At 56.9% G+C, this 12835-nt stretch carries 14 protein-coding genes and 1 pseudogene; 9 read left to right on the plus strand and 6 right to left on the minus strand.

Annotation, left to right across the window (positions count from 1 at the left end; translation table 11 throughout):
* Positions 1-426 precede the first annotated feature (426 nt).
* Positions 427-882 (plus strand): DUF4198 domain-containing protein, encoded by a 456-nt coding sequence (locus AAIL67_RS18985; protein ID WP_224648492.1) that lies wholly within the window; start codon positions 427-429, stop codon positions 880-882.
* A 307-nt stretch (positions 883-1189) separates the two neighbouring features.
* Here the strand turns inward: AAIL67_RS18985 and AAIL67_RS18990 are convergent, their stop codons facing one another.
* The 4 genes from AAIL67_RS18990 to AAIL67_RS19005 all read right to left on the minus strand — a co-directional run bounded on the left by AAIL67_RS18990 (position 1190) and on the right by AAIL67_RS19005 (position 5313).
* The gene (locus AAIL67_RS18990) at positions 1190-2083 is read right to left on the minus strand and encodes a hydroxymethylglutaryl-CoA lyase (RefSeq protein WP_034406337.1); all 894 of its coding nucleotides are present in this window, start codon (positions 2081-2083) and stop codon (positions 1190-1192) included.
* A 14-nt stretch (positions 2084-2097) separates the two neighbouring features.
* Positions 2098-3480 (minus strand): tripartite tricarboxylate transporter permease, encoded by a 1383-nt coding sequence (locus AAIL67_RS18995; protein ID WP_003066594.1) that lies wholly within the window; start codon positions 3478-3480, stop codon positions 2098-2100.
* A 17-nt stretch (positions 3481-3497) separates the two neighbouring features.
* The gene (locus AAIL67_RS19000; protein ID WP_034406331.1) at positions 3498-3941 is read right to left on the minus strand and encodes a hypothetical protein; all 444 of its coding nucleotides are present in this window, start codon (positions 3939-3941) and stop codon (positions 3498-3500) included.
* Between the two features lie 82 nt (positions 3942-4023).
* The gene (locus AAIL67_RS19005; protein WP_034356319.1) at positions 4024-5313 is read right to left on the minus strand and encodes a hydroxymethylglutaryl-CoA reductase, degradative; all 1290 of its coding nucleotides are present in this window, start codon (positions 5311-5313) and stop codon (positions 4024-4026) included.
* 171 nt (positions 5314-5484) lie between these two features.
* Here AAIL67_RS19005 and AAIL67_RS19010 point away from each other — a divergent pair, with 171 nt between their 5' ends.
* On the plus strand, positions 5485-6885 hold the full coding sequence (locus AAIL67_RS19010; protein WP_343484567.1) for a PLP-dependent aminotransferase family protein: 1401 nt from the start codon (positions 5485-5487) through the stop codon (positions 6883-6885).
* A gap of 400 nt (positions 6886-7285) precedes the next feature.
* On the opposite strand, the pseudogene AAIL67_RS19015 reads toward AAIL67_RS19010, so the two are convergent.
* Positions 7286-7393: pseudogene (locus tag AAIL67_RS19015) on the minus strand (LysR family transcriptional regulator); the annotation flags it as partial.
* Between the two features lie 100 nt (positions 7394-7493).
* The gene (locus AAIL67_RS19020; protein ID WP_343484568.1) at positions 7494-8474 is read right to left on the minus strand and encodes an AraC family transcriptional regulator; all 981 of its coding nucleotides are present in this window, start codon (positions 8472-8474) and stop codon (positions 7494-7496) included.
* A gap of 266 nt (positions 8475-8740) precedes the next feature.
* Between AAIL67_RS19020 and AAIL67_RS19025 the strand changes: the two genes are divergently transcribed.
* From AAIL67_RS19025 to AAIL67_RS19055, 7 genes are all read left to right on the plus strand, one after another.
* On the plus strand, positions 8741-8917 hold the full coding sequence (locus AAIL67_RS19025; RefSeq protein WP_156507099.1) for a hypothetical protein: 177 nt from the start codon (positions 8741-8743) through the stop codon (positions 8915-8917).
* Between the two features lie 155 nt (positions 8918-9072).
* A complete protein-coding gene (locus tag AAIL67_RS19030; RefSeq protein WP_131324677.1) occupies positions 9073-9327 on the plus strand; it encodes a hypothetical protein in 255 nt (84 codons plus the stop codon).
* A 237-nt stretch (positions 9328-9564) separates the two neighbouring features.
* Entirely contained in the window at positions 9565-9981 is a 417-nt protein-coding gene (locus tag AAIL67_RS19035; RefSeq protein WP_052057621.1) for a prepilin-type N-terminal cleavage/methylation domain-containing protein, read from the plus strand.
* Positions 9981-10547 (plus strand): GspH/FimT family pseudopilin, encoded by a 567-nt coding sequence (locus AAIL67_RS19040; protein ID WP_034356301.1) that lies wholly within the window; start codon positions 9981-9983, stop codon positions 10545-10547. The genes AAIL67_RS19035 and AAIL67_RS19040 overlap by 1 nt, the downstream gene beginning before the upstream one ends.
* Positions 10541-11056, plus strand: a complete 516-nt coding sequence (locus tag AAIL67_RS19045; RefSeq protein WP_034356298.1) for a hypothetical protein — start codon at positions 10541-10543, stop codon at positions 11054-11056. The genes AAIL67_RS19040 and AAIL67_RS19045 overlap by 7 nt, the downstream gene beginning before the upstream one ends.
* Positions 11057-11104: 48 nt before the next feature.
* Positions 11105-12190 (plus strand): PilW family protein, encoded by a 1086-nt coding sequence (locus AAIL67_RS19050; RefSeq protein WP_034382564.1) that lies wholly within the window; start codon positions 11105-11107, stop codon positions 12188-12190.
* Complete coding sequence (locus AAIL67_RS19055; protein WP_034356292.1) at positions 12187-12762, plus strand: hypothetical protein; 576 nt, start codon at positions 12187-12189, stop codon at positions 12760-12762. The genes AAIL67_RS19050 and AAIL67_RS19055 overlap by 4 nt, the downstream gene beginning before the upstream one ends.
* The last annotated feature ends 73 nt before the right edge of the window (positions 12763-12835 follow it).

Genomic DNA, 12835 nt, shown 5'->3' on the forward strand with positions numbered 1-12835 from the left:
TATTCAAAGTTGAACGGCAGTACTTCGCTGCCTTGGAGCTCGCAATGATGGACCTCCGCTGATTCTGATTCTGGGCAAGGCGGATAGAAACTCCACGCTGACCGGCAATCAACCTGCCCAGCCTTTGTTATGTGCTGTTCGACGCAGGGCCTGGACTGCAGGCCATTGTCGAGCAGGAAGAAATCCAAAAGGCGCCAAGACGCCGAGCGCATTGGATACAACCTTGAAGATGAGGATCACTGAGTGCAATTGCTTCCTGTATTTCATCGAATGGCTTTGTGCCTGCTAATCAGTGGCCTATGGTGTTCAACACAGGCACAAGCGGAGTATCTCTGGGTGCAGCCTGACGGGGCGGAGGTCCGAGCCTACGTAGGAGAGCTACACAAACCTTTAGACAGGCTGCCTGCATTGCTGGAGCCCAAGGCCATGCAAGCTGATGGCAAATCATTGCCAATTCAGACTGCGATCAACCATATCGTTGTTCCCAAGCCCTTCAGCGATCTGCGCTTCTCTGCAACCGGGTTCGATGATGGAGTTCTTACCTACTATCAAGCTCGCTACGGTCGCCAGGACATTCAGGCCATGAACGACTTGGAGCTGGTTCCTACCCACCCTGACGGAAACACCTTTCGATTGATATTCAAGGGACGAGCTGTTGCAGCCAGTCAAGTGAATATCGAAACGGGGGAAGGATGGCGCCGTTCACTGACCCCGTCAAAGGACGGTACGGTGAGCTTCACGCCGTCTTTCCCTGGCCTGTATGTGCTGGAGGTATCGGCTCGTGTCAATGATGCAGTGGTTACTGTGGGTGGTAAGAAATATAGCGATGTACGCTATACCGCGACGCTTAGTTTTATTGTCCCTCAGCAAGAGGGGAGGTGAGTTGTCTGGCGCTGGGCTGGAGGCACACCACAATCGACTCTGTTGAAGAGTATGAGCCGCTCATCGCAATAATTGAGGTGAAAGACAGTCAGGAGCAGTCCTTGAAGGCCTTCTCTCTGGTGAGTGCTTCTGGCGGGTCGAGGCAATTCATCTCAGAGACACCAACGACTGGTTCAGCACATGGCCGACTTGCGTGTAGAAGTCGGGACTTGCTCTGACGGCGGGCGTTGACGCCTTCAAAGAAAAAGGCCTTGAGATCTGAGATCTCAAGGCCTTTTTGCGCTGGTGTTTATGTAGAGCGCAGGTTTCAGAGCTGCACCACTTGCTGGCCATGTAAGTCGCTCAACACTTGTCGGATATAGCAACCTGCGGCTTGAACCCTGGACATATCTACGCCGGTTTCATAGCCCATGGCATGCAAGGCATGGATCAGCTTTTCGGTGGCCAGATTGCCTGAAGCTCCCTGGGCATAGGGGCAGCCGCCCAAGCCCGCCACAGAGCTGTCGAAAATGCGAAGTCCCATCTCCAGAGAAGCGCAGACATTGGCTTCCGCCATACCATAGGTATCGTGAAAATGGCCCGCCAGGCGCGCGCTGGGAAGGTCCCTGAGGCAGACTTCCAGCAGCTTGCGTGTGGATTCGGGCGAGCCGCGGCCAATCGTATCGCCCAGAGATATCTCATGGCACCCCATGGCCAAAAGCTCTTGTGCAACCTGCAAGACCGCCTCTGCGGCAACATCGCCCTCATAGGGGCATCCCAACACGCAGGATACATAGCCACGCACAGGGACACCGGCCTCCAGCGCCTTCTGCACCACAGGTCTGAAGCGATCCAGACTCTGCGCAATGCTGCAATTGATATTGCGTTGCGAGAAGGTCTCCGAAGCCGCACCAAAGACCGCCACCTCGTCACAGCGAGCAGTCAGAGCAGCTTCCAGTCCTTGCAGATTGGGTGTCAATGCGCTGTAGCAAACTCCAGGGCTACGGTCGATCAAGGCCATCACTTCGGCGCTGCCGGCCATTTGCGGCACCCATTTGGGCGACACAAACGAAGCCGCTTCGATAAAGCGCAGGCCTGCGCGGCTGAGCTGGTTGATCAGTTCGACCTTGGCATTCAATGGCACAGGCAGCTTTTCGTTTTGCAGGCCGTCGCGTGGCCCGACTTCCACGATCTTGACCCGGCGCTCTGATGCATTCGACATTGCTGCTCTCGCTTTCAGAACAGTTTGAGCAGCGCAGGAACGCTGAGCACGGCTGTGTAATAGCCCATGAACTGCACGCCGGTGTTAAAGCCGAAGGTACGGGAGAGCAGGCCACCCATGAGGCCCATGGTCAAGATCACCAGCAGACCCAGCAGACCGCCTTCCCAGACGCTGATCACGATGATCAGGCCGACAAAGGTGGCAATGATGGCTTCGTGGCTGACTTTGCGCGATACAAACATTGCAGCACGGCGCGCGTAGTTCATTGCAAACGGATAGGACACCACTGCGGCAAGCAACACCGACAACATGCCGTAGCCCAGAAACTCCCAGTGGCTCAGCAGGTTGTGCAGATTGTGGGTCTGGCCCGTAGCAGCATCCACCGTAAAGCGTGGAGGTGCATTGAACAACGGTGCAGCAGGGCCGGCAGCCACAGGACTCAAGGGCAAACCGAAGGCGATCAGCGGGATCAGCGCTTCAGCAATGTAGGTGGCTTCTGTCACGCCGTTACGAGCGCTCAGCACCGTGGTCAGGCGGTGATAAGCGTGTTTGATGCGAGAGCCCACCAACTCGCCCAGCACCACGGTCATGGCCACAGGGCTGAATACAAAGGTTGCGCTGGAAATGGCGGCAGTCGTCAACGTCCAACGTGTCTGGGTTCTATCCAGCACCTTGAGAGGATTGGGGAAATAGCCCGACCAACCTTTGACATCAGGAGCCAGGTTGAACTGGCGAACCTTGTCGCGCAACATGCTCTTGCGTCCTGCGGGCGCCATGACGGTAAAGAGATCGGCGACCAGAGGTCCAATGGCGATACCCAGGAAGTAGCTGATGCTGAGCTTGGTGTCGTACTTGGCAGTCAGTGCCTGCAGAGCCAGAATCACCACAACAAAAGGCACGAGCAAAGCAATTGCACCCCAGCGGCCTTTGGAGAAATAGGCAATCAGCACGGCTGCGGCCAGAAAAATCCAGGGTGCAGTCTTGGTAATGGTTGAGCCGAATGGCGCCAACATCACGGCAAACAGCACCGCCAGCGGCACGGCGACAAAGGCCGCGACGATGGCGCCCGAGACCATTTTGCGTAAGGCAATATGCGGCACGCCAAGTTTGCGCAACAAGTCTGCATCCTGCAGCAAAGGCGTGGCGAGTGTATCTCCGGGGATACCCAGCAGTGCTGTAGGAACGGCGTGGGTCATGTGCTTGGCAACAGCACCAGCCAGAAAGAAGGTAAAGACGCCTGCAGGCGGAACGCCGAGCAAAACGACAAGCAGGGTGAGTGGTGCGAGTGTCGTGGTTTCGTCGGTGCCGGAAACCAGTCCGATTGCAGCAAAGACGATGGCGCCGATCAGGCCCATGCCCGCAGCGACGCCGATTTGTTCAATGAGTTGAGGATCCATGCCGTGTACTCCTAGGGTTATTGGCCATCACGGCTTTGGGGTGTCTTGGGCGTGACGAAAAGCTCGTAGAGCTTGAGTTCCTTGAGCTCCTGCACCACGACTGGGGGCAGGTCAGACACAGAACCCAGACCACCGGGCTGCTGCTCTAGCTCACGCAGCACCTCGGCACGCCATTCAGGGTTGCTGGAGATGTCTTCTTCGGTCACCACACGTTTTGGGGGGAAGATGCGAGCGCAAATAACGCCAGCCAGAACACAGCCGGCCAGACCAGCGAGCATGGCGTAGGCATGAGCCAGCTGTTTGGATTCGACCACCGAGCTCAGCCAACGGCTGGCTGCAAAAAAGCCGAGCACGCTGATCCCGATGCCAATCAGGATGGACCAGCTCAGATGCTTGAGGTCGACGGTATCACCCCAGACCTCAGCGAGTTGCCAGTGCGAGGCTTGCTTGTCGGAACTCATAGCCTTGTCTCCTTGCTTGTTGTTGTTCCCGTTTCGGGTAAGAAAAGCCTCGCCCGGATGTGCCTGGCGAGGCTGAGGATGCTTAGCGCCGGGCGCGAATTTCTTGCAGCACTTCCAGTGCGCGATCGGTGCGCACGTCATGCTCGGCAGCCAGGCGCTTGGCGACGATCTCTACTTCTTCACCCACGGCTCCTGCGACCAGTGCAATATTGCGAGCGTGAAGTGCCATATGGCCGCGCTGAATGCCTTCGGTGGCCAGCGCGCGCAAAGCACCCAGGTTCTGGGCCAGACCCACGGCGGCGGCAATCTCGCCCAGTTCCTGGGCAGATTTCACTTCCATGATCTTGAGCGCCAGGCGCGCCAGCGGATGGGTCTTGGTGGCACCACCCACCAAGCCCACGGGCATGGGCAGCTCAATGGTTCCCACCAAAGCGCCGGCATTGTCTTTTTCCCAGTGCGTCAGCGAGGTGTATTGGCCGTTGCGGCTGGCATAGGCATGGGCACCGGCTTCCACCGCGCGCCAATCGTTGCCTGTAGCGACGATGACGGGGTCGATGCCGTTCATGATGCCCTTGTTGTGGGTGGCGGCGCGGTAGGGGTCAATGGCCGCGAAAGTGTAGGCGTCGAGCACGCCTTCAATAATTGCCTCGCCGCTGCGCTCTTTGGTGGCCAAGGTTTGTGGGGTCAGGCGTACACGAGCACGGGCCAGGCGCAGATCTGCCAGGTTCGAGAGAATGCGCAGGCGCACCGATCCACCGGTAATCTTTTCCACCAGTGGCGAGACTGATTCAGCCATGGTGTTCACGGTGTTGGCACCCATGGCATCGCGCACGTCAACGATCAAGTGCATCACGACCATAGGGCCGCGCGGAGAATCGGGGAAGACATGGATTTCGATGTCCTTGCAGCCACCGCCCAGGCTGATCAGCACCTTGTCTCGGCTATTGGCTTGCGCGAGGATCTCATCGCGGGCCTTGAACAACGCCAGTCTTGCACCATAGGGGTCGCTGATGCCGACGATTTGCACCTGCGCACGCATCAGCGGCAAGGTGCTCGACGTTTCAAAGCCTCCGTCTTCACGGGCCAGCTTGGCCATATACGAAGCAGCAGCAATGATTGAAGGCTCTTCCACTGCGAGCGGAATCAGCACATCGCGACCGTTGATGCGGAAGTTGCCTGCGACGCCCATGGGTAGCTCGAACGTGCCCACCACATTTTCGATCATGCCGTCAGCCAAGGTGACGGGCAGGGCGCCAGCATGGGTCAGTAGATTGCGTTCTTCGGCGCTGAGATTGCATGCGGTGGCGACATGCTCCCAGCGCTGTGCGGGGGTGAGAGCTCGGAAATTGGGAAGACGCGAATCGACGGCCATGAAAACTCCTACAGATCCAAATCTGGATATCAATACAAGGGGACGGTTGGCCGAGAATTTATTCAAACTGTACCTTTAAATACAGGTACAGTTTGCGAGAACAGTACTGCCGCAATGCAGCATTGGACCCATCGGCATACATACTGGCAACTCACGATCTAGGAGACTTGAATGGCGGGTGGTAGCAAGCGTCAGGCCCCTATTGCAGAGCGTTTAGCTGATTTGATAGGGCAGCAAATAACCGATTGTGTGTATCGTGCAGGGGACAAGTTGCCATCCTTGCGTGAGCTGGCGCATTTGCACAGTTACGCCAAAAACACCGTGGTTGCCGCCTTTGATCTTTTGGTCTCACGCGGCTTGGTGGAGTCCCGGCGCGGTGCTGGCTTTTATGTTCAACCGCAGGCCCGCCATGCGGTTCAGGATGAAGACGCAGGGCAGCTCAATCGCGCGATGGATGTGGTCTGGTTGATGCGCGAGCAACTCAAGACCCAGCCAGATGCTGTCGCGGTTGGCGATGGATTTCCGCCTATAGAGTGGCTGGCCGATATGCGCATGGATCGCTATCACCAGAAAGTGGTGCGAACCGGACTGGGGTCCTTGTTTCGCTATGGCAGCCGCTTTGGCTATGCGCCGCTGCGAGATAGCTTGGTGCGCAAGCTGGGCGTGTTCGGCCTGGGAGTCACACCTCAGCAAATGGTCCTGACCCAAGGTGCGAATGAGGCCATGGATCTGGTGATTCGCTACTTCGTCCCGCCCGGCGCGACGGTGCTGGTAGACGATCCTGGCTACTATTTGCTGTTTGGCAAGCTCAAACTGGCAGGAGCACGTGTGTTGGGAGTCCCCAGGCAAGCCGATGGGCCCGATGTCCAGGCTTTGGAGCAGTTGCTGCTGACCGAGCGCCCGCGCTTGTTCTTTACCCAGTCTCTGGCGCACAACCCCACTGGCTCGGACATCAGCGCTGCCAAGGCTTACCGCGTCCTGCAGCTTGCAGAACGGCATAACCTCTTGCTGGTAGAGAACGACCCATTGGCCGATTTCAAACCAACCTCGTCAGTGCGTTTGTCCACGCTGGACCAGCTGGAACGCACGATCTATATAGGCAGTTTTTCTAAGTCGTTTTCTGCGGCCCTTCGCGTGGGATTCATCGCCTGCAGCGATGCTTTAGCCAGCGACCTGGCAGATTTGCGATCGCTGATCCATGTGAGCGGGTCCGAATACTGCGAGCGCATGGTCGATGTGATGCTCCGCGAAGGCCACTACGAGCGGCATCTCGTGCGCTTGCGCCAGCGTCTGGGCAAGGCAACGCAGCAGGCGCTGGATTGGTTGGAGATGCACAACTGCGAGGTGTTTGCGCGTAACCCTCAGTCGCTTTACCTCTGGGCCAAGTTCCCCGGCAATCCCGATGCCGTGCGTCTGGCCGAGCGCTTGCTCGCCCACAAAGTCACCATGGCCCCGGGCCATGTTTTCAACCTCGATCCGAGCCAGACATCGCCTTGGTCGCGCTGCAATGTAGGTGCCATGCTGGACCCCCGCTTTGAGGTGGCCTATCGAACAATGCAGGAGGTGCGCTGATCGCTTTTGCATAGCTTTGCGAAACTCACTTTTTGGAGTCAAAAGAAGAGAAGTGGCTTTGGTTGAGAGCCGCCTTCCCTGGATTGATCAACGCTACGGACTTATGGCAGCCGATTGCGGTCGCTGGCCTTAATTGACCATCAGTCCGATACGCGAGGACCGGCCTGCTTGTACTAACCACCGGCAGCAAACGACTGCGGATTCAACTGGTCGATGCAACACATGCGCTGAACATCTGAGCGGGTGTATGGAAGCCGGGCGTTTTGCTCGGTCACAAGCGGGCATTGAGAAAGTCATACCAAGCGATTGCTTGCGCTTCGAAGGACTTCACTTTGGGCCCGGTGCCCCACTTCGATCCTAGACCTTCCCGCAAGATCGGGGGGGCCATGGGAGGGTCAACTGCTTCAGCCAATCGCACTTGTCTCAATTCCAGCAGTGCCTGGACACGAGCGGTCACGGAATGGCGATGGCTGTATGCCCCCAGCAATTGCAGAGGGGCAGGACGAAGTCCGGTTCTCGCTGATGGTTTCTGCAGGCTGGGAGAACACCACCGAGCCCGAGTCTGAAAACTGGATTGTTCATGGCGGACTCTTGACTGTCGTGGAGCCCTATTCGATGTCCCTGCGATACTGACCAGGTGTCACCCCCAGTTGCTGTCGGAAGGTTCGATTCATGTGGGTTTGGTCAGAAAACCCACAAGCGCTGGCAATCTCGGAGAGCGTCATTTCGCCATTTTTAATGAGCGCCTTGGCCTGTGCAACCCGCAGATTCTGTCGATATTGGTTGGGCGTTAGATGCAAGGTCCGGGTGAATCGCTGGAAAAGTACGGTGCGGCTCAAGCCGACATATGCGGCCAGTTCTCCGAATGTGAAATTCCGCTCCAAATGGGAATGCATATATTCGTCCACTTTTCTGAGTTGAGACGCTGACAGCCGTACGTCGGAATGAGGGGGATCCTTGCCTTCAAGTACACAATGCCGCTGGAGAATGTGGCTGCCAATGGCGCGTGCGAGGTACTCGCTGCGCCAGTCCTGATATAGACCCTCCAAAAGCATCTGTTTGGTCGTGCGCATCAGTTGCGACAATATAGGATCGGTGGCGCCGAACGAAGCCTTGTAGTGAAATTCCACTTTCTCTAAGTCGAATATGTCCTCGGCGACTTCTCTAAGCACACTATCTTTCAGGAAGAAATGCAACGTGCGTGGATGGTTGCCTATCGTATCTACAACGGCCTCACCGGGCGGAGTTATGACCAGCGCCTGAGGCTCAAGCAAGCCTGCAAAATTTTCCCCCCGTGCATTCCGCTGAATATCCGCTGGAGTCAGCACCATCGCAATCCATATGCTGGAGATAGGTCGGTGCTCAATGGTGTGAGGGGACTCCTGAGTAATCGCGGCCGCTAAATCGCTCCATCCGCACCCTTCACTGGAATGAAGGATCTTGATGCTATCAATCTGCGGAAGTGAAGTTTCCTCCAGTCTATATTCAAGCGCGGACCATGCCTGCGCACGCGGGCGTGAGGCAGGAGTCGATTGCTGCGGAGGAGCTAAAACGCCTGAATAGCTGTTTTTCTTACTGCATTTTTCCATGATTTTTCGGCTGATCGCTTGTTGATTTCCTAGAGAGGCTGCTGCGTGAATCTCGTGGATATATAAGGCACTGAGGAAATTTTCTATTGCTCAGGATCAGGAGTGATCTGTCCAATAGAGCGAATCGGTTCTATCTTCGGGAAGGTCGCCAAAATATGTACGATAAATCAATAAGCAGGATGCATATACTTTTTTCTTGAAACTCATCATTGATAATTCCTGGCAGGGATTTGAGATGTAGCGAAGATGCTAAGCAGGTGATTGGCGTGCAAAGTCGGATCACTATTGTTGATGAGCGGCAAGATTTTCCATTTCAGTACAAAGAAGGCGCTCATACCTGGTTTTCAGATGCTCAAGATTACTGCAAGGACATTGATTTATGGCTGTTCATCCTTGCAAGAGAGACGAGTTATTGGGTGTTTGTGAGAGCTGAATGGGAATGATCTTCTTGGCGTTGGCAATTGCTGTTCGTTTCTGTGCTTTGGCTTGCATGCGCAGCTAACGTAATGGCTTGTCGCCGATCAATAAATTGCATTGAAGTCAATATGGTTCGACTGAAGTCTGCCCATTTCACATGTTCAGCAGGGGGGGAGGTGGTATGTATTTTTTGATTCTATTGGGTGCGGTTGTTTCGGCATTGAAGTTAATGGGGGTTGAGCCAGTTGTGGATTGGTCGTGGTACTCATTAAGTATGACGTTCTTGTTTTTGTTGTTGTGGTTGATTTTGGTGAGTTATCGCAGAGCTCAGGAAAAAAATAGAGAGAACGAAAACGATATCAACTCAGAACCTCCGGAGCAACCGGGAGTTGCAGTTTGGGCGGATATTCATGAGTGGGAAAGGAATAGAAAATGAAAATCATGCGAATGATGGAGTTGTTAATTCCGGTGTCAACAATATTTCCCATGATTAATCCATGGAACTCGGATTGAAGAATGTACTTTACGCACAGGACTCGTTGGTTTCTATAAGAATATTCTTATTTTAAGATTTTGCTGTGGGGGCTTTTTTTGGGGTTTTCGCTTAAATTCGCGTCCTGAATTGCGCCTTGAATTTAATAAAAACTGAGTATCAATGCATAAGAGTGAGTGTGTGAGAGGCTTCACACTGATCGAAATTCTGATCGTCATAGCCATGATCGGCATCCTGGCGGCAATCGCCGTGCCTAGCTATAGCGACTACCTCAAGCGCGGGCGCATCGTCGATGGCCTGGTGCCTCTTGCGGACATGGGGGCCAAGCTGGAGCAGTATTTCCAGGATTACCGCACGTACACCGGTGCCTGCTCGGCGGACTCGATCGCGCCTTTGCCTGCAGAAACCAGCCATTTCAAGTACACCTGCGCCCTGGACGAAGCCCCCCCGAAGGTCACTGCCACAGGCAAGGGCAGCATGGGTGGTTTTGTCTTCACCCTTGACACCAAGGGCGTGCGCAAGACTGCCGCAACGCCTACTGGCTGGACGAAGCCTGAAGCAAATTGCTGGTCTTCACACAAGGATGGAAGTTGCTGATGCGCCGCGCCGTACAGGGCTTCACTCTTGTCGAGATGCTCGTGGGCCTGGGTCTCACAGTCGTCTTCATGCTGATGACGCTGCCCAGCGCCAGCGCCTACCTGACCGACGCTCGCATCCGCGCAGCGGCACAGAGCTATTACAGCGGTGCACAACTTGCGCGCGCCGAGGCCGTACGTCGCAATGCCGAGGTACGGCTTTTGCTGACCAATGATCCCCGCGCTTCAAAGCCCACTGCCAGTGTGAATGGCCTCGGCTGGGTAATGCTGGCAGGTGGTCCGCAGGGAGTCGACTGGAGCACGCTCGAAGGGGTGGAATGGGTTGCCAGCAAAGATCCGGAGGAAGCACGAACAACGGGACTGCACGTGGCCGCCAATGAGGCCGTCGTGCAGTTCGATGGCCAGGGTGCGGCCTCCGTCAACCAGATCGTCAAATTCCTGGGCCCCGCAGCGGACACCTGCTATCCGCAGGGGCCCCGCTGCCTGCATGTCGTCATATCGCTTGGCGGACAGGTTCGTTTGTGCGATCCAGGCATTTCAAACAACGGAGATAACCGCAAATGCTGACCTCGCGCCCCGTGAGTACAGGCGCAAGACAGGGCCGTCACCAGCACGGCATTGCGCTGATCGAGTCACTTGTATCCATCATCATCGTCATGACCGGCATCCTCGGAATTGCCGGGCTGACGATGAAGTCTGCGACCTGGGCCGGCCATGCGCAACACCGCACGGAGGCGGGCATGTTCGCTTCGCAGATCGTGCGACTGATCGAACTCAAAGTGAGCCGCAGCTCGCCAGACAATCTGGCGAACTCGCTCGCAGCGTTCCAGCACCAGCCCGATGGCGAGATGTGCGACTTCAGCGGCAGTAGCGCAGGAGACTCCACGTTCCAAGGCGTGCTCAAAGCCGCACGGGGTGAGCAAACCAACGTACATGGCCTGCCTGGCGCCACGGCTGCCATGCAGCAAGTCAGGGTCGATGCAGCGAACGACAATCGGATCACGGTCACGCTGTGCTGGCAAGGGCCCAACGACCCGGCCGTGCGCAACTACCAGATCCAGGCTTTCGTGCACTAGGGCATGCCGATGCACAAACGCACGCTCCCATACGAAACGCCGCTGGCGATGGGTCGGTCCCTCGGCTTTTCCCTGATCGAAATCATGGTGGGGTTGGCCATAGGTCTGGCCAGCATGCTGGCCATCTACCAGTTGTATGCAACGTCCGAAGGGCGGCGGCGCACCATCGTCTCGATCAGTGAAGCGCAGACGGCAGGCTCCATGGCGTTGTTTGCCATCGAACGCGACATCCGCTCGGCAGGGCTGGGGTTTGCAAGCATCGACGCCCGCCATCTCAACTGCTCAGTGAAAGCGTACAACAGCGGACGCAGCACGGCCGCTTTCGACTTCCCGCTGCTACCCGTGCGCATAGCAGACGGGAGAATCTGGGTGCTGACCGGCTCTTCCAGCAATATGTTTGCCGGCGCCCGCTATGTGGGCAGCAGTGGCGGTGAATTCAAGATGGAGAGATCCAATGCGGGCTTTCAGGCTGGCGATGTGATCCTGGGCACCAGCGACAGCTTCACCGACAGCTGCCTGCTGATGGAAGTGACCGCCGGCGCCGACCCGACATCCGCAACGGCAGCCGTCAACAAAAACAAGGTCCATCGAAAGACCGGCTCCTACCAGGATTTTTACCAAGGCAAGGAGGTCGATGCCACGCGCAATGATGGCGCTCACATCAGTCTCCTGGATTCGAGCAAAAGCAGTCTGGGCGAAGGCATGCTCTACAGCCTGGGGCCGGAGCCCACCCTCACCGTCTGGGGCGTGGACGACAAGAAGCAACTGACCCGCTACAACTATCTCGACGAGACCGAGACGGACAAGGTTGCCGTGGCCCATGACATCTTTCAACTTCAGGCCGAATACGGCTATGACGCCAACGGCAATGGCGCGATTGATGAAGAAGTCGAATGGACCGCCTCGCTTTCCCCCAATGCAATCAGGTGGGAGCAAATTCTTGCCGTGCGTATCGCCGTACTGATGCGTATTCCGCACTACGAAAAAGACAAAGTCACCAACTCCGCACCCCGCTGGGCCAACGGCACCAAGCAATTCAGCATGGGAGACGGGGATGAATGGATGCACTACCGCTACCGGGTATACGAAAGCATCGTCCCGCTGCGCAACACGCTGTGGGGTCAGCAGTTATGAATGCCGTGCATTCACCCACACATCGCCCCAGGCCCCAGCAGGCCCCGCAACGCGGCGTCATCCTTCTGGTCGCATTGATCGTGCTGCTGGTGATGACGCTCACCGGCCTGGCCGTGGTGCGCACCTCCACTCAGGGCGCCAGCATGGCAGGCAGCCTTGCGCTCAAGCAAGGGGCCACATCGGGCGCCGACTTGGGGCTGGAGAGAGGCATGGCCCAGCTCGATGCGCTGTATTCCGCTGGCAGTGCGACGCTGGAGGCCGACGCCGACGGCGGCTACTTCGCCAGCCATGACCCCAGGGCGCCGCTGGACTGGAGCCAGGCCAAGCTGGTCACCGAAGACGATGGCCTGGGCAACAAGGTGGAATTTCTCATTCACCGACTGTGCAGGGATGCCGGCCGCTGGGATGCGCCTGGCCAAAGCTGCGTGCTGCCGCACGAGCTGGAGTGCCCGGGCTCCTCAGAGACGGCAGGCAGTGTTTCCTCTTGCAACGCCCGCCCCATGTACCGCATCACCGCACGCGCCACGGGCCCGCGCAGCACTCTGAGCAGTGTGCAGATGACTGTGTATTGACCGAGGGTGGCCATGGGTGGCGGCAGAACGCCGGCCGTGGACAGCTCGGCATGAATGCAGACCAACAGGCAGA

It is taken from the genome of Comamonas sp. A7-5 (assembly GCF_039581385.1).
Classification (GTDB): Bacteria; Pseudomonadota; Gammaproteobacteria; order Burkholderiales; family Burkholderiaceae_C; genus Comamonas; species Comamonas thiooxydans.